Source organism: Sulfolobus islandicus Y.N.15.51, from assembly GCF_000022485.1.
GTDB classification, from domain to species: domain Archaea; phylum Thermoproteota; class Thermoprotei_A; order Sulfolobales; family Sulfolobaceae; genus Saccharolobus; species Saccharolobus islandicus.
Map to the genome: position 1 here is coordinate 2000288 of NC_012623.1, position 17779 is coordinate 2018066.

Below are 17779 nucleotides of genomic sequence, written 5' to 3' on the forward strand. Positions count from 1 at the left end.
CTAAATGGAAACGTATTTCATTCAAGAGAGAGATTTACAAAACTTAGTTACTGGAGCGTCTTTTTTAGGTACCGGAGGCGGAGGAGATCCATATATAGGAGGGCTTATGTTAAAAAGGGAACTAGAGCTTGTAAAAAAGATAGAAGTAATAACTGGAGTGAAGTACTCAAATAGCAAATCCTTTGTTTTAGGTAGTGCAATGATGGGGGCTCCTATAGTGATGATAGAAAAAATACCCAGTAGCTCTGAAGCTAAAAAAGCTCTTGAAGTTTATTCCAAATTTTCCGGTAATGAGGTTGAATATATCACACCATTGGAAATGGGTGGAGTTAATTCAACGATCCCATTAATAACATCAGCTAAGACTGGTATTCCAGTAATTGATGGAGATGGTATGGGAAGGGCATTTCCAGAATTACAAATGACTACCTTTTACTTTTATGGCGTTCAACCTTCTCCGATCGTAATATTCGATGAAAGAGGCAATGTAAGCATAGTACAAGGTATAGATGGCTATTGGTCTGAGAAAATAGCAAGAGTTATTACTGTAAGATACGGAGGAAGTGCATACATCGCTCTATATGGTACGTCATTATCAACTTACTCAAATACTGCTGTGCTGGGCACACTGAGTTTAGCCTTAGAAATAGGTGAGCTATTAAATCAAATGCGTCTTGATGATGTCTTAGACCTTTTAAAGGCAATGATAGTGTTTAAAGGTAAGGTAGTAGATGTGCAAAGAAGAGTAGAGAAGGGATTCTCTAAAGGAAATGTAATTATAGATGGATTAGAAAACATCAGTGAACAAACTATGAAGATTGATTTTCAAAACGAATTCTTAGTAGCGAGGATTAATAATAACATAGTAACTACTGTACCAGATCTCATAACAGTTTTAGATTTATTCACGTTAAAACCCATTACGACAGACAGAATAAAATATGGTCAAAAAGTCATGGTTATCGGTATACCTTCAAGTGTTAGACTGAGGAGTAAGGAAGCGTTAAGGTATATAGGACCCAGAGCCTTTGGATATGATGTGGATTTCATACCACTCGAGGAAAGGTGGAAGAAGGTTGAGAATTAGAATAGGTATTGATATTGGTAGTACTCATACGGATGCAGTAGCATTAGAAGGTAAAGAACTAATAGTAGCGGATAAAGTAATGACTACGCCAGACTTAACCACTGGACTTTTAAATGCCATAAGTAAAGTAATGGAAAAACTTGGAGAGAGAAAAAACGAAGTAGATACACTGATGATAGGAACTACTCATGGTCTAAACGCTTTACATCAAGGTAAAGGCTTAAATAGAGTAGCAATCATTAGAATTGGCTTACCGGCTGGGGAAGGAGTTCCTCCAGTATTTGACTGGCCCGAGCAACTGGCAAACTTTGTTACTTATAAATATATGGTAAGAGGAGGGCATGAATATACTGGGGAAGAAATAGTAGAGATGGATGAGGACAAAATAAGAAAAATCGCTGAGGATATAAGCGGTAAAGTCGATGCCATAGCCATTAGTTCAATATTTTCAGTGGTAAATTCATCACATGAGATTAGAGCAAAGGAAATTTTAAGAGAGAAAGGAATTAATGTCCCCATAGTTCTTTCTCATGAAATCGGTGGAATAGGACTGCTAGAGAGGGAGAATTCAGCAATCTTAAATGCGTTGATACTTAAAATCTTTGAGAACTTAATAAACAAAATCAAACAGTTACTATCTTCTTTGGGCATAGAAAATGTGAAACTATTCTTTGCACAGAATGATGGAACTGTAGCTTCTGAAGATTTTATCAAGAACTATCCAATATTCACTGTAGCAGGGCCAGTTTCAAATAGTATTAGAGGAGCTCACTTACTGACTGGAATAAAAGATGCCATAGTGATGGACGTAGGAGGTACTACGACAAATGTGGGTGTTCTCCATGAGGGATATCCCAGAGAATCCTCCTCTGTTGTAGAGATAGCTAAAATAAGGACTAATTTCAGAATGCCTGACATATACACGATGGCATTGGGAGGAGGCACGATAGTTAATAAAGAGAAAATAGGACCAGAGAGTGTGGGTTATGCGTTAATAAATAAAGGAATAGCATGGGGAGGCGACACTCTAACTGCAACAGATGTAGCTATGATAGTAAAAGGAATAACAATAGACGGTACAAATCCGCAGTTAATAATTAACAAATTCCCTCCAGAGTACTTCCTTAGTATATACACTAAAATGGTAGGAATGTGGGAAGACGCTATAGACTTAATGAAAACTTCAAAGGATGATGTAACGGTAATTGTTGTGGGTGGTGGAAGTATAATGGTTCCAGAGAAATTAAAAGGGGCAATGGAAGTTATAAGACCACAAAATGCACAATACGCTAATGCGATAGGTGCAACATTAACCAAAGTTGGTGCTATAATGGAAAGGACGTTCTCTTATGATCAAATAACTAGGGAAAATGCTATAAAGAGTTTAATTGATGAGGCTAAAAGTCTAGCCATAAAAGCTGGAGCCTTACACACAACAATAGAAGTTAGAGAAATAGAAGAAATGCAAATTCCTTATCTACCTGGAAATTCAGTGAAAGTTAAAGTTAAGGTAGTTGGCGAATTTTCTTAATTTCTTCAAATACCATTTCCTTAATCTTATGGTATCCCCCAACTTCTCTCCACTTATTACTTACAGGGATTTCTAATACTCTCACCTTTATTCCGTACCTAAGGGAGTCAGAAGTCACTACATTATTATTATAATCGATTAAATTGATAATTTCAGGTGATATTGATAGAATTTTTTCTTCTTTAAGGAAGCTTAAATACTCATTTTTAAATACTACTTCGGCATTTTCACCCCTATATTCTTCAAGGCCGTCAATTTTAGCTATACCAATTGCAAATCCTCCTAAGTTAAATCTCTTTACATCAACTATTTTACCTTCGAAAATTATCTTACCTCTTGCCAAGCTAATCATTTCATCCAATCCTTCTTCAGTTAATGTTTTACCTAACTCGAAAGCTAGGCTTACTGTACCCAAGATAGCTCCGTTAATATACTCCCTACCAGATGCTGGGTAAAGCGAGATATATCCTCTTCCACCAAATCTTACAGTTATACTCCTTGCAATGATCTCTGCCTTGAAGTTATCAACAGCGTCTATAATAACGCAATTTTCACGCTCATCGCAAATACTCAAAGGTGTTGCCTTATATCCTGCAAAATGCATAGTAGTCATATATAATTCTGGAAAAGCTCTACCCTCATAATCTCCATCTACTAATGGTTTCTTACTCATTAACGATGCCATAAATGGGACAACTGAGTTTATACCACCTATTTCAATAGAAGTTATTTTAGTAATGTCTTTTCTCAAAAATTTAGTTAAGGTCATAAGAGATTTATAATATTCATGGCCTGCGGGAATCTTCTCTATACCTATCAATGGCGACCCCATACCGCCTACTCCTATTATGAAATCTCTATCTTCATCAATTTCGTCAGTATATTCAACATAATCAATATTCATCTGAAGCATTTTTGCTTTGACAATTTTATATCCTAAAAACGGATTTCCACCACCACCAGAACCTAATATTGAACTCCCTATTGCGAGATTGTATAGATCACTAACAGAAATTTTCATGTTTTATTATAAACCCCCATTAATAATATAAAGTTTAAAGTTTTACTCGCCATCGTTTACTGTATAGTCTTTCTTAGTAAACGCGAAGGGAACATAACACTTTTCAATACAAAACATATCCGTCTATTTCCTTTAGGCTCATCATTCCCCAATATCCCTTAGATTAAACTTAGCCCTTTTGCTCTTTTACAACTATTGTGAAAGAGACTATAATAATACCTTATTTAATGCACATACTCTCTATAAAGACATAGTCGTTTAACAAATTTGTATACCTAATGATGATACCATGCACACTCATGGTTAATAGTAATAATTCTCTTTCTACAAGATTTTCATTGTGTTGAAGGAAAAGATATCCTTAGACCCCAAATTCATTTTACAAAAATAATTGCATTGTATAATTTTTTCTAACCAAGAAAATTTTGTAATTAGAGAAAAAGTTAAGGGAGATGTAGTCTGGTATTACTTTAGGGGAGAAACGCTTGACAACACCAGACTACATCTCCCCTAAAATACGAGTACAAATAGAGGAAAAATTATTTTCCATCATAAACTTCAAGGGAAGAAAGGCAGAAGAAGTCAAGAAAACACTTGTAACAGCAGCACTAACAAAAGATTCAGTAGAAAACAAGGCAAAAGAGCTTGGCATATCACCACAAACAGTTAGAAACTACGTGGAAGAACAACCACAAGTAATAGACCAAATGCTAAACGTGATCAAAACGATTTCCGCTAAGGAACTAGGTGGAAGAAAACGTGTAAAAATATCAATAGACTGGACATCAATAGAATACAAGGGAAAACCTATATAGGTTTATTAGTCGAGGAGAGTAATACTCTCCTCGACTGGGGAAACATGGTCGAGAGGGAAACTGAAGCGAAGTCTTCGGGTAGTGGCGTGACAAACCCCTACCATCGGACTGAACATTGTGATAAAATTCACGCATATAGGTGTGATAAAGAGGTAGGGGTAATAGGGATAGATGTATCAAAGGACCATTTAATAACTAGCAGGGGGAGGGTGAGAAGATACGAGAACAAAAAGGAGGGTTATGAGGAAATCCTCAAGATGAAAGCTTGCACAATAGTCCTAGAGCCTACCGGAGTATATGCAATAAAGCCTTCACAATACTTCAAGGAGAGAGGGGTAAGAGTACTACAAGTCAGCCCAAACGTGTTATCAAGGGAAAAGGAGTTTAGGGGAAAGAAAACAGATTTTTACGACGCAGAAAAATTAGAAAACATGGTCGACAAGGCTAAGGAGTACGATTACAACCCCTTAAAGGAATTAGTAACACTCTACCTCTTCCTAAAGGACATAGAGACGAAATACAAGAACAGGCTAAAGAGAGCACTATTCCTAGTAAGCGATAACGATAAGGTAAGCAAGGACAGGTTGGAAAAACTTGCGAAAGGAGATTTCACACAGGAAGAACTATACCAACTTGAATACACCCCCTTAGTGCTTGAGGAAATCAAAATCCTGGCTAAAAACCTCCTAGAAACGCAAGAGAGGTTGAAGGAGGTTAGGAGGATGATTGAGGGGCAAGTCCCTCAAGACCACGTCCTATTAACGATACCAGGTGTTGGGAGGCTTGCAGCTGGTATTGTTGGTGATGTTAAGCGTTTTCCTAAGCCTGAGTCCTTTGTTGCTTATTGCGGTTTAGATCCCGTAGTGGAGAGGAGCGGGAAGGCTGTGGTAAGTAGGGGGATTTCCAAGAGGGGTAATAAGTACTTGCGTAGCTTGTTCTACTTTTTAGCAATGAGGAGTTATTCTAGGAACCCAACCTTATTGAAGTTTTATGAAACACACAAGGATAGGTTGAAGGGTAAGAAGTTGTATGTCGCTTTGGCTAGGAAGTTGGCAAGGGTTGTTTGGAGTGTTTGGTATAATAATAAGCCTTATGAGCCTAAATAGGTAAGCCCTCCCCCGAATCGCCACGTGGGTTGAAAGGATCCACGTGGCAATGTTAGCTAATACTATGCTTGAAGTTTGAGCGAAAGATTTATTACTGAACGCCCGTAGAAGGACTAGGAGGGTCAGAAAAAGGCTACGCGTGGAATTACGCAACGACAAGAGTAAAGCGAAAAACACTAACACTAGCATTCACACGCGTAGAAAAAGGAATGACTAGACTAAAGATAGTTGAAAGCCTAATACAACAAATACTAGCATTGGGCCTAGAAATAGAATTAGTAACACTAGATGCTGGTTTCTATTCAGTGGATGTGATCAACTACTTGTCAAGGTTTAACTTCATCATTGGAGTACCCGTGGGTAAGGTAGGGATACATAGGAATTTTGATGGAGATTATACTGTAAAGTCAAATGGTAAGAAAGCGACATTTAGGCTAATAGTACATCATGGTAGGGGAAAGGAGTACTTGGCAAAGGGGACAAACCTAGACGTAAATAGGAGTATTGTTGTGAAATGGTATGACAAGGTTAGGACGCCAATAGAAACATCATACAAGTTGATTAAGTCTTTCCTAATCTTTACCTCATCAAGGAGTTGGTTATTCCGCTTGTTCATCTTCGTACTAGCAATGTTAATCTATACACTATACTTGCTCCTCAAGGGGACAACGAGCAAGGAAGACTTCCGCTTACTCCTAACTATCTTGCTCTTGCAAGATAATATTACTATTTTGCAAGAATATTTAGTTAAATTATTTTATCCACTTTTTAACTCCCTTGAATTATTTTCGGGGTGATGAATTTGGGGTCTAGGGATATCAACTTCTTTTGCGTGTATAAATCTTTTATAATGTTCATTATATGAGGTAAAAATATATACTAAATAAATGGAATTTGCATTACAATCATTTGATCACTTATGGTAAGTTATCAAAAATTGTACTCAAGTCTAACGTAATCAACAACCCTAAACTATTATATATTTTAAATAATATACTTTAATCGTGTCACTATTTAACTTATCACTAGTAACTTTTGAAATAGATCATGAGGATTGTTGGAGTAAGCTTACGTCAAGTTACCCTGTACTAGTAAAGACCATTTTTGCGAAGCCGAATAAGGGAAAAGATTACATTTTAGGAATGGACGAAGTTAAAACTTATAACAGAAGAACTTTTAAGGACTTTTTAAAGTCGTTCAAGAGAGATAAGAGTATTTACGAGATTATACAAATCTTAGAGTTGGACAATAGGAGGGGAATTTATAGGATATTATTTAAAGAAAGGTACGAGAACATGATCATGAGTATCATAGGAAATTATATGACGTTCTATATAAAAGACTTGATAAAAGAAGGTAATGAAAGATTATTACTAATTATGCCTTCAAGTGACGTTACAATGCTTAAGAGGGATTTGGAATCAATAGGGAAGATCCATTACTTTAATGCTAAACTTGTAAACTTTAATGACTTCGTACCTACATTCTTTGATTTTTCTGAGCAAGAAAGGAATGCTGTGCTTCAGGCCATAAGACTAGGATATTATGAATATCCTAGAAGAATAAATCTAGAAGGATTAGGGAAGATTATGGGAATATCAAAACCCACATTAGAAGAATATTTAAGGAAAGCCGAAAAGAAGATTATGTCTAAAATATTTAGGGAGTTTTGCCAACAAGATCTACTTTTTCACTCTCCAGATTATTAAGCTCTAAGCATATTATGTTTTAAAAATTTACCGGACAGAATACATATCTCCATATAAGTATGGATCCTTACTTATAAACTATATATAACATAAATACCAATAATGAGTGAACCTTCAGATCCTCTAAAAGCACTTGATGAGGCTAAACTATCATCTACGCACTATAGGTGGACAATCCTATCTGCTTTAGCAGATTTTCTTGATGCAGGAGCGATAGTTGCGGGTGCCGCATCAGTAAGTATATGGGTTTCCCTCTTCCATCTTAATTCCCTTCTCTTAGGTATAATAGCTGCGTTAAGTCCAAATGCCTTTGCCGCTGGTATAGGAGCTTGGATAGCTGGACCACTAGGTGACAGATATGGAAGGAAGGCTATATATACATATGATCTAATCGTATATGCAATAGGTGCAATAATTATATTATCAGCAATAAATTACTACATGGTTATTATAGGGTATACTATAGTAGGGTTGGCAGTGGGAGTTGACGTACCAACAAGTTGGTCACTAATAGCTGAGCTAGCTCCTAAGAGGAATCGCGGAAGATTAATGTCATTTACTAACTTATTCTGGTATATTGGACCCATAATAATATTGCTTCTAGGTATAGGCACGGTTCCATTGGGTGTTAACTCCTTTAGAGTCCTATTCGGGTTTTTGACAATAGTTGCAATAGTAACATGGGTCCTAAGAAGAGGAATTGCTGAATCCGCTAGATGGGGACTAGTGAAGGGAAAAGAAGAAGTGGTTAAACAAGCATTAGTACAATTAGGACAAAGCGTAAGTGTAATACCTAAGGCTGAGACCAAAGGTAAGTGGAGTGATATGTTCAAATATTGGAAAGGATTAGCCTTCATGATCCCAATCTATATTTTCTGGGGAGTACCAGCTGGAACCTTTGGATTCTTCTTACCTTTCCTCATAGAAGATTTGTCTATCAAAAGTTCTGTAGTAGGTGATCTAGTTCAAATCGCGTGGTTCGTGACTGCAATAATTGGAGTTGTTGGAGTATACATGCAGCTATCAGACAAAGTGAATAGGAAGCTATTATATGCAGTAAGTTCTCTTATTTGCGCAATTGGTTTCGCATTACCTATAGGTTTACCATTCAAGATACTTTGGGTAGCATTATTCAATGTATTCTTATTTGGATTCGGTCATGGAATGGCGTTATGGCCTCAAACTAGAGTCTGGTCAACGGAGCTTTTCCCAACGGAAATAAGAAATACGGCTCAAGGTTTTGTATGGGGCTGGATGAGAATAGCATTGGGAATATGGAGTATCTTCGTACCTTCAATAATTACTGTAATAGGTTATTCAGCAATAGCTGCAGTAGCTACTTCATTCTTTATACTAAATATTATTTTGGGATTATTAGTGGGACCAGATACACATGGAAAATCCTTAGAGGTGGTAATAAAGGACTTTTATGGAGGTAAAGTTCCAGTATCTAAAGTAGTAGAAGTGAATACAAGACCTCTTGGCAACAAATAAACTATTAAAGGTCATACTTTAAGCCAAAACCTTTTTCTTCTCCCAATTCGAAATATCCCTTTATTGGCTTAGGAGGATTTATCATTCTATCCTCTAGCCATTTATATTTGGTTAAGTACTCAGCCATTGGCGAAACACTTTCTGGTTCTGATATTATAAAGTGCAAATTGTATATGTTAGAAGTATGAGGGATTACAACACCACCATAAGCTTCAGCCAATCCAGTAATTCTCTTCATTGGAGTTATCCCTCCAACCCATACGGCATCGGGCTGTAATATTCTCACTCCGGAATCCAAAAGCCTCTTGAAATCGTAAACGTGATAGTGATGTTCACCAGCAGATATTGGAATATCTGTTCTTTTACTTAAGTAACTATAAGACTCGAAATCATCCGGTAAGAAGGGTTCCTCAATCCAACACAACTCATATTTCTCCAATCTCCTAGCCATCTTTAATGCGAAATTCAAATTCCAAGACATCCACGCGTCTCCAGCTAAATCCACAGAGTAACCAACACTGTCCCTTATAACTTTTACCAATTCGGCATTATTGTCAACGCCTAAAGGATCAGAGGGACCACAGCAGAACCTCATCTTCATCGCAGTATATCCCTCTTCCACATAACTCCTAGCCTCCTTTTCCAACTCCTCCTTACTTGTGGGATGTAAGTGACTTGCGTAAGCCCTTATCTTATCCCTTGTTTTTCCTCCTAACAGTTCGTAAACTGGAACTCCTAGTAACTTTGCATACGCGTCGTACATTAAAAGATTAACAACACTTATGGCGTGAATTGCTATCCCACTCCTACCGATTGGCAGGGTGTATCTATATAACAAATCCCACGCCATACCTATCCTAGAGATTGGTAGACCCCTAACAAGGTTAGCTAAATTAGACATTACGAAATTACATACTGATTCAGAGGTTTCAAGAATGGAATAAGTAGCGTTATCGTCTAGATCCATTCTTATAAAACAAATCTTATCCATGAACGCTGATTGAAATGGTGATAAAGATCCCAAATACTCTCTGTAATAATCAGTTGGCTTAGCGTAAGGAAAGTTCTGTCTTGAAATACTCTCCGTACTAATTACATATATCTTATCAATTTTTACCGTCATGCTATAACATTTATCTGCTAAACTTTTATCTATTAACCCTAACTTGTGGGGATAAGAATGATAGTCTCATACAGAATATACTCAACTAATCTTAACATCTATCTAAAAATTAATACCAAACCCTAACATGTTTGGAATCACCTTTTATTCGGCGATGAGGAAAAACATAAGTATGGTTAAATCAAAAGCAGCCCTTCTGAAGAAGTTCTCAGAACCATTATCGATAGAAGACGTTGAAATTCCTGAACCAAAGGGGGAAGAGGTTTTAGTAAGAATAGGAGGGGCTGGAGTCTGCAGAACCGATTTGAGAGTATGGAAAGGAGTTGAAGCGAAACAAGGTTTCAGATTACCAATAATATTGGGCCATGAAAATGCCGGGACAGTAGTAGAAGTTGGGGAATTGGCAAAGGCAAAGAAGGGAGATAACGTTGTGGTTTACGCAACTTGGGGTGACATGACTTGTAGATATTGTAGAGAGGGGAAGTTTAACATTTGCAAAAATCAAGTGATCCCTGGGCAAACAACAAATGGCGGTTTCTCAGAGTACATGTTAGTTAAAAGCTATAGATGGTTAGTGAAATTAGACAGCCTAAGCCCAGTTGATGCATCACCATTAGCAGATGCTGGTACTACTTCTATGGGAGCTATAAGGCAAGCCTTGCCATTCATGAACAAATTCGCAGAACCAGTTGTGATAGTTAACGGTATTGGAGGGTTAGCCGTTTACACCATCCAAATATTAAAGGCGCTAATGAAGAATATAGTTATAGTTGGAATTTCTAGGAGTAAAAAGCATAGGGATTTGGCGTTAGAGTTGGGAGCGGATCACGCGGTTGAAATGAAAGAAGCTGAAAGTTTAATAAGCAAACTCACAGATGGCTTAGGTGCCAGTGTTGCAATAGATTTAGTGGGAACAGAGGAAACTTCTTATAATTTAGGAAAGTTGTTAGCACAAGAGGGTGCAATAATACTAGTGGGTATGGAGGGGAAGAGGGTTAGTTTAGAGGCCTTTGATACTGCGGTATGGAATAAGAAGCTTCTGGGTTCCAATTACGGTTCACTAAACGATTTAGAAGACGTTGTAAGACTTAGCGAAAGTGGGAAAATTAAGCCATATGTTGTTAAAATACCTTTAGATGAAATAAACAAGGCCTTTAAGGATTTAGATGAGGGAAGAGTAGAGGGAAGACAAGTAATAACACCTTAGCTCAAGTTAAGGCTTAAATGGTAACTTTTATCTCATTGGATGAAACTATCCTAAACCACGTTATTGGCCTTTCAATAATGTTACTCCAAGCTTTAACTTTACGTTATCGCTAACCTCCTTGTTAATATCAGCTTTTAACTGTAGTTCAGCATCTCCGTTAATTGAAGGATTAATCTATTTGCACAAGGAGTGTAGTACCACTTACCCTCCCTTCCCTTGAACTACCCCTTAGTCATAGGGCAGAATCTTCTTTATCGTAGTGTAATCCACGTTTAGACTATAGCAGTTTATAAGTAAGTCTGCACACCGATATGGATTTTCTATTGTATATCAAAAATTTACTAACCGATCATATGTAGCTGATAATCTAAAGATCGAGGTACTAGAACTAAATATTTTTGAATCTGTGAGACCATTATCTTGGAATATCGAAAATTAGAAGAATTCTCATGAACACCTTCTGAAGATGGTAAAAGCTTAAACAAAAAGTTTATATATTATAGTCTTATGAGACTATTCCCGTGAGACTACATCTCAGAAGACGAGAAGAGAAGAAGATTGCCAGCATAAAGAACTGGACGCTAATTTATGGTAGGAGAAAAACAGGCAAAACTACATTAGTTAAGAGTGCATTGAAATACGACACTTATATTATAATAGGAGACGTAAATAACGCAATAACTCAAAGCGGTGAAATAGTAAGAATTGAAAAGGCATTGGAAGAGGTGAAGAGAACTCTAAAGAATGGAGGAATAGCGGTAATTGACGAATTCCAAAGATTGCCAGAGATATATTGGTCTCTAATTGCCAGTTGGGCGCCCTTCTGGTATATTGGTAGCTATTGGCTCAAGTTACGGGATTGTCAATAAGGTTTTTGATAGAAATAGCCCCTTGTTAGGGATTTTCACACCTTCAGAAATAGGTCTAATCTCATATGAAGACGTGCTGTCACAACTTAACGACCCAGTCTTATCGGTACTTTACAGAGACCCTTGGATAATTCCCTTCATAGAAAGTTATGATGAGTTAAAGAAGAGAATAAAGGAGTTTTCACTAGTTGCAAAGGGTTTAATAGGAGGGTTTTCAAAGAGGAGGAAAGACAACTCACAGATCTATATTACAAAATATTGTTAACCTTAGGGGAAGGTGTATGGAGGAGTAAGGAAATCGCTGGAATAGTACAAAGGGAAGAACCAACAATCACCTCAATGATAAATAAATTGGCTAAAATGGGCTGAATACTTTCTCACGTTAATAGAAATCTTTTTATATTTATTTATTATCAACTAATCTTGTGGAGAGACTACTGAGACCTAAGGAGGCTTGCCAACTGCTCAGCATCTCATACTCAACACTCCTACGGTGGATTAGAGAAGGAAAAATAAAGGTGGTAACGACTGAAGGAGGGAAGTATAGGATACCTTACAGCGAGATTAAGAAGTACTTAGAAAGGAGGGAAGAGACGAGGGCTGTAATTTACGCAAGAGTTTCGTCAGCAGACCAGAGAGAAGACTTGGAGAGACAAATAAACTACCTAACGAACTACGCAACGGCAAAGGGTTACAAGGTAGTTGAAGTACTGAAAGATATTGCAAGCGGGTTAAACACACAAAGAAAAGGATTGCTTAAGTTATTCAAACTTGTTGAGGGAAGGAGTGTAGACATCATATTAATAACATACAAAGACAGACTTACAAGATTTGGATTTGAGTACATTGAGGAGTTCTTTTCAACCATGGGAGTTAAGATTGAGGTTGTTTTCGGTGAGGAGCCCAAAGATGACGCACAAGAGCTAGTTGAGGACTTAATTTCCGTCGTTACATCATTCGCAGGGAAAATTTACGGAATGAGGAGTCACAAGAAAACACTCCTAGTTCAAGGTGTAAAAAAGTTAATAGGTGAGTTAAGTGGAGAGGACAGTGAAGTTAAGGGTTAAGGTTGATTATAAAACTTACTCAGCACTTAAGGAGGTCGAGAAGGAGTACAGAGAGGTTCTAGAGGAGGCAATAAATTATGGACTGTCAAACAAAACTACCTCCTTCACCAGGATTAAAGCTGGAGTTTACAAGACTGAGAGGGAGAAGCATAAGGACTTACCCTCCCATTATATTTACACCGCTTGTGAGGATGCAAGCGAGAGATTAGAGAGTTTTGAGAAGTTGAAGAAGAGAGGGAGGAGTTACACTGAGAAACCGTCTGTGAGGAGAGTTACTATTCACCTGGATGATCACTTATGGAAGTTCAACCTCGACACGATTTCAATTTCCACAAAGAAGGGTAGGGTTTTCATTTCACCAACCTTCCCTAAGATCTTCTGGAGATATTATAATAAGGGTTGGTTGATTGCGAGTGAGGCCAAGTTTAAATTGTTGAAGGGGAATGTTGTAGAGTTCTACGTCATTTTTAAGAGGGATGTTAAACCTTATGAGCCTAAAGCGTTTATTCCCGTCGACCTTAACGAGAATTCGGTCTCGGTGCTCATCAATAGTAAACCCTTATTGCTTGAGACTAACACTAAGAAAATTACTCTGGGCTATGAGTATAGGAGGAAGGCAATAACTACTGGTAAGTCAACTAAGGATAGGGAAGTGAGGAGGAAGTTAAAGATGCTGAGGGAGAGGGATAAGAAAGTAGACATTAGGAGGAAATTAGCTAAGCTGATCGTTAAAGAGGCTTTTGAAAGTAGGAGTGTCATAGTTTTAGAGGACTTGCCCAAGAGGGCTCCAGAGCATATGGTTAAGGATATTAAGGATAAACAGCTTAGGTTGAGGATTTATAGATCTGCATTTTCCTCAATGAAGAATGCTATTATTGAGAAGGCTAGGGAGTTTGGTGTCCCCGTGGTCTTAGTTAACCCATCTTATACTTCCACTGTTTGCCCAGTTCATGGAACTAAGATCGTTTACCAACCCGATGGGGGCGATGCCCCAAGGGTTGGTGTTTGTGAGAAGGGGAAGGAAAAGTGGCATAGGGATGTAGTTGCACTGTACAATCTGAAGAAAAGGGCTGGAGATGTGAGCCCAGTGCCGTTGGGCTCGAAGGAGTCCCATGACCCACCTACAGTAAGTGGGTGGTTGAGGGCTAAGTCCCTACACTCGATCATGAATGAACATAAAATGATTGAAATGAAAGTGTAGGGACAAACGGTTGGTAAGTAAGATTCTCACATTAGGAAAAGAGAACTATTATAAAGTATCTTCCCCTCCCCTTTCCTTAATCTTGTATGCTGAAAGTAAGTATATGGTAGGCGAAAGGGATGCGTTGATAGAGGAACTACCCATTGGAAGGGAAGTCCAGTTTTCAATAGGAGAAATGTTAGCTAAGTACTTTGGAGGCCAACTCTACTATTCTCCTAAAGAGGACATAGATGTTGTAATAGTTAAGAAAAAGAAGCCAATATGGGCTTTTGAAATTAAGATGGGAGAAATTACTAAAAGTGAAGCATTAAATAGTATAAAGAGGATGAGTAAGGTAAGCGAAAGGGTTGGTTTTGTCAGTTTAAAGGAGAAACCAAACGATTATGGTGACTTAAATTTAGGTCCTAAGGAGTTAATGCAAATCGCAAAGGAGTTATCTAGTTAAGAGAAGAAGAAATATTACTTCCAACTACCACACTCTATATAATGGAATGGAAGATAAGGATTAAGGAGGTAATCGAAAAGATCGCTACGGTAAAGAGGAGGATGCCAGAGGTTAGGGTAGATAACGAGGGAAACCCAGAACATGAAATTGAGGAGAGAATAATGACGATAGAGCTACTTAGTGAAAAGGTAAAGCCAGAAGTCTACCCCTTGGACTACTTTAAGTACGATAGTAATAAGAGAATTGCCTCCTTAGATTCCTCCTCTAGGTATTTAAGGGACCACTCCGTCAACACTTGTCTTGTAGGATTGTCAATTTACAGTAATAAAAAGGGGTTCATGGACGGTCCATATACAATAAATACTCCCTACATGGGGATAAGTAGCTATGAGGACATCTTAAAGGCAATTAACGTCAATGACAATTACATCAGGACTAAGAACGTCATAGGCTACTATTACGTGAATGAACCCAGAAACGAGTACAAAATAGATGACATAGCTGATGAGATCAGAACTGAGGCAGAAAATATAGGTTTGAAAGAGGTAATTGACGATCATGATATAGTAATAGTTGACGGCCCCATTTATCCAACACCCCTAGAGTTAACTGAGGAATTGGAAGTCATAACTGAGGCTAGAAGGAAGCACAAAATCGCGTATGCGAAGCTTGTGAACGATAGGATAAAAGCTCTAAACGACAAAGTCATTGGAGTAGTTAAGAGGTTGGAGAACTCCAAGAAGCTCGTAAATGAGAAGAAGATCACCGAATTGTTGGGAATAGAGAACAGAAACATTAAGGATAATACTGTATTGGAATTAATAGATGAAAAAGTGTGTAGAAAGAGTAATTACCCATATATTTGCATTATAGGTCCCTTCAAGATAGAATACGCAATACAAGTTGAGGAGGAGAACGGAAGTAAGGTTATTGAAAAGGTTCCACCTAAATACGCCTATTACGTTATAATGAGAAGACCCTATTTTCCTCCTAGCTTTTTGAGGATAGAAAGTATAAGTGATAAAATGAACTTATCCCCAGTTCTCTCAAGAATAACTGAGAACAACCTATTACCAACTTACATTGAGATCGTGGATAAAAGGAGTAAGAGGATATCAGCTTCCCTCTTCATTTACGCTTATGAAATCGCGTCAAATAACTTGAATATAATTCACGACGATAAGATGACCTACGCTAACGTTTTCCAGCAATTCCTAACTAGTTAAAAGTTGCAGTAAGAGTTCTAGCTTTCACCTTCTATACAACCCTTAACTAGTCAAAATGGTCTTTATCGGTATTTCGCTGAAGTTAATTGAATACACAATACCTAACCCTGGAATTGCGTGTTTTAGGAAATCCTCGTACTCCTCTAATCCTATTCTCCTCAACACGTGACTTTCATTCCTCATCACCACTTTAGTATTGGCTAACTGTAAAACTAGTGGATTCAGATCCTCTGGAACGTGGGTAGCTAACACAACACCCATATTCCTTACTCTACCTAACCTCATTACCTTATTTATCAATCCCTCAACTATATCCTTTGACACGTTCTCAGAGTCAGTCTGCGGAAAATACTCGTGAGCTTCATCCATAATTATTAACGATAGTTTAGTGTCTTGCTTTTTCTTATACAGTTCATCTTTCCAAGCGAAGAAGTCTTCCAATACCTTATAAGCAATGGTTGCGACGGCCTCGATTGAAGCTGATCTCTCCATAACCCAGCTCAAGTCCACAACCACGTCGTCATTTGGTATCTTATCAAGTCTGAAATCAACTGTCCCTGGGACTGTGAATATCCCATAACTATCGTATGCCTTCAATGTCCTAACTATAACGTCTTGCGTTGAATAGGCCAACTCAAGTTCCTTCATTACACTACGTAACATCTTACCCATGTGGAAAGTTAACGTCCTAGTCTTGGGATCATAGGCAACTTCATCCTTGCTAAAATTTGAACTAATGCTAATGCCACTTAAAGTAACGCTTATATTACCTATAAGTTTCCCCGGAGTTAGATTATCCCTTAATATGGATGCGATCTCGTAATCTGTCAATCCCCTATTGATCTTATCCTTTAATGAGTACCTAATCTTATCTAGCAATTCGTCAATAATGGCCTCCCAGTACATGGAAGCTCTAGCAGTAAAGTAAGGGTTTATCTTATTGAAGTTCCTTAGATTATCGTAAAAGTTTATGGAATAGGGAACTACGAAAACGTCGTGATTGTTACACCTAACAAATGCCCCGTAACCGTTTACTACGTTAATGGTGTTAGGGTCGCATCCATACCAGTTGGCGAAATCCTCAACGTGGTCTTGAATTGAAACCTTACTATTGGGTTCTTCAACGACTGGCATTAAAACGGAGAAGTCTTTCCTATCCTTTAAGAAATTAACGAAGTCCCCTTGCCTATCGAATATCAAAGTACTCTTATCAATGTCTTGGCTGGAAATTATCGTCTTAAGTAAAGTGGTCTTACCGGATCCAGTTGTGCCTAAAATTAAGGTGTGATGCCTTAAGGCGTATTGGTCAAGTTTAACCTCAGCCTCAATCTCCTCTCCCCCAGAAAATATTTTCCCAATCACGATACCCTTTTCTGGAATCCTCAAAATTCTCTCGATTAAATTAGGGTTTGGGATGAACACTGGACTTTGAGGGTCGATGGGTGAAACAGCTGGCCTAATCTTATCTCCTTCCATTTCCGCAATTGGTCTCAAGGCTATGTAAGTGGTTGTAATAATGGTAGAGGGATCCCTAGGGTAAGTTAATTCTCTTATTCCCAGTCTAGATAAGGCGTCAGCTCTACTAATGGAGTAAACTTGCCCAAGCATTATGATTGGTTTTATGATACTCCTTATAGCTAGGTATTGACCCCTCTTTATATCGCTGTTCTGATAATTATCGAAAAGTACGTCAACTCCTACTAACTCGTTCTCGTTAACGGTAACTATCTCATACCTAGTCACCCTTCCGATTATTGTTCCGTATTTACTTGCCTCATTCTCGGCATCATCGAGCTTTTTCCTTAGTTCATCAATAACGTTTTCTAAATTCCTTTCCTCTGATGACATAAATATAAGGTTGAAAAATAGAAATTAAAA

The 17779-nt window shown here is 37.9% G+C and carries 17 protein-coding genes; 14 read left to right on the plus strand and 3 right to left on the minus strand.

Annotated features, from left to right (window positions below):
• Positions 1–4: 4 nt before the first annotated feature.
• Complete coding sequence (locus YN1551_RS10885; protein WP_012713486.1) at positions 5–1087, plus strand: DUF917 domain-containing protein; 1083 nt, start codon at positions 5–7, stop codon at positions 1085–1087.
• A complete protein-coding gene (locus YN1551_RS10890; RefSeq protein WP_012717814.1) occupies positions 1035–2618 on the plus strand; it encodes a hydantoinase/oxoprolinase N-terminal domain-containing protein in 1584 nt (527 codons plus the stop codon). The genes YN1551_RS10885 and YN1551_RS10890 overlap by 53 nt, the downstream gene beginning before the upstream one ends.
• Here the strand turns inward: YN1551_RS10890 and YN1551_RS10895 are convergent.
• Positions 2593–3639, minus strand: coding sequence for a DUF917 domain-containing protein (locus YN1551_RS10895; RefSeq protein ID WP_012717815.1), 1047 nt, complete (start codon positions 3637–3639; stop codon positions 2593–2595). The two genes, YN1551_RS10890 and YN1551_RS10895, sit on opposite strands and share 26 nt — an antisense overlap.
• Positions 3640–4124: 485 nt before the next feature.
• Between YN1551_RS10895 and YN1551_RS10900 the strand changes: the two genes are divergently transcribed.
• The 5 genes from YN1551_RS10900 to YN1551_RS10920 all read left to right on the plus strand — a co-directional run bounded on the left by YN1551_RS10900 (position 4125) and on the right by YN1551_RS10920 (position 8763).
• A complete protein-coding gene (locus YN1551_RS10900; RefSeq protein ID WP_012717816.1) occupies positions 4125–4454 on the plus strand; it encodes a DUF4322 domain-containing protein in 330 nt (109 codons plus the stop codon).
• Positions 4455–4498: 44 nt separating this feature from the next.
• On the plus strand, positions 4499–5560 hold the full coding sequence (locus YN1551_RS10905; protein ID WP_012717817.1) for an IS110 family RNA-guided transposase: 1062 nt from the start codon (positions 4499–4501) through the stop codon (positions 5558–5560).
• 209 nt (positions 5561–5769) lie between these two features.
• Positions 5770–6357, plus strand: a complete 588-nt coding sequence (locus YN1551_RS10910) for a hypothetical protein (protein WP_238527826.1) — start codon at positions 5770–5772, stop codon at positions 6355–6357.
• 207 nt (positions 6358–6564) lie between these two features.
• Entirely contained in the window at positions 6565–7269 is a 705-nt protein-coding gene (locus YN1551_RS10915) for a helix-turn-helix domain-containing protein (RefSeq protein ID WP_012717818.1), read from the plus strand.
• 102 nt (positions 7270–7371) lie between these two features.
• A complete protein-coding gene (locus YN1551_RS10920) occupies positions 7372–8763 on the plus strand; it encodes an MFS transporter (protein ID WP_010923298.1) in 1392 nt (463 codons plus the stop codon).
• 4 nt (positions 8764–8767) lie between these two features.
• Here YN1551_RS10920 and YN1551_RS10925 read toward each other — a convergent pair whose 3' ends face one another.
• Positions 8768–9886, minus strand: a complete 1119-nt coding sequence (locus YN1551_RS10925) for an L-rhamnonate dehydratase (RefSeq protein ID WP_012717819.1) — start codon at positions 9884–9886, stop codon at positions 8768–8770.
• A gap of 127 nt (positions 9887–10013) precedes the next feature.
• Between YN1551_RS10925 and YN1551_RS10930 the strand changes: the two genes are divergently transcribed.
• From YN1551_RS10930 to YN1551_RS10955, 7 genes are all read left to right on the plus strand, one after another.
• Positions 10014–11093, plus strand: a complete 1080-nt coding sequence (locus tag YN1551_RS10930) for an NAD(P)-dependent alcohol dehydrogenase (RefSeq protein ID WP_012713480.1) — start codon at positions 10014–10016, stop codon at positions 11091–11093.
• A 521-nt stretch (positions 11094–11614) separates the two neighbouring features.
• Complete coding sequence (locus YN1551_RS10935; RefSeq protein ID WP_238527827.1) at positions 11615–11962, plus strand: AAA family ATPase; 348 nt, start codon at positions 11615–11617, stop codon at positions 11960–11962.
• Positions 11963–11984: 22 nt separating this feature from the next.
• Positions 11985–12227 (plus strand): hypothetical protein, encoded by a 243-nt coding sequence (locus tag YN1551_RS17625; protein WP_238527828.1) that lies wholly within the window; start codon positions 11985–11987, stop codon positions 12225–12227.
• A 160-nt stretch (positions 12228–12387) separates the two neighbouring features.
• Complete coding sequence (locus YN1551_RS10940; RefSeq protein ID WP_012717820.1) at positions 12388–13029, plus strand: IS607 family transposase; 642 nt, start codon at positions 12388–12390, stop codon at positions 13027–13029.
• A complete protein-coding gene (locus YN1551_RS10945; RefSeq protein ID WP_012717821.1) occupies positions 13013–14230 on the plus strand; it encodes an RNA-guided endonuclease InsQ/TnpB family protein in 1218 nt (405 codons plus the stop codon). The genes YN1551_RS10940 and YN1551_RS10945 overlap by 17 nt, the downstream gene beginning before the upstream one ends.
• Before the next feature lie 10 nt (positions 14231–14240).
• Complete coding sequence (locus YN1551_RS10950) at positions 14241–14675, plus strand: hypothetical protein (protein ID WP_012715666.1); 435 nt, start codon at positions 14241–14243, stop codon at positions 14673–14675.
• Between the two features lie 41 nt (positions 14676–14716).
• On the plus strand, positions 14717–15901 hold the full coding sequence (locus YN1551_RS10955) for a DNA double-strand break repair nuclease NurA (protein WP_012717822.1): 1185 nt from the start codon (positions 14717–14719) through the stop codon (positions 15899–15901).
• Between the two features lie 42 nt (positions 15902–15943).
• On the opposite strand, the gene YN1551_RS10960 is transcribed toward YN1551_RS10955, so the two are convergent.
• The gene (locus tag YN1551_RS10960) at positions 15944–17749 is read right to left on the minus strand and encodes an ATP-binding protein (RefSeq protein WP_012715668.1); all 1806 of its coding nucleotides are present in this window, start codon (positions 17747–17749) and stop codon (positions 15944–15946) included.
• Positions 17750–17779 lie beyond the last annotated feature (30 nt).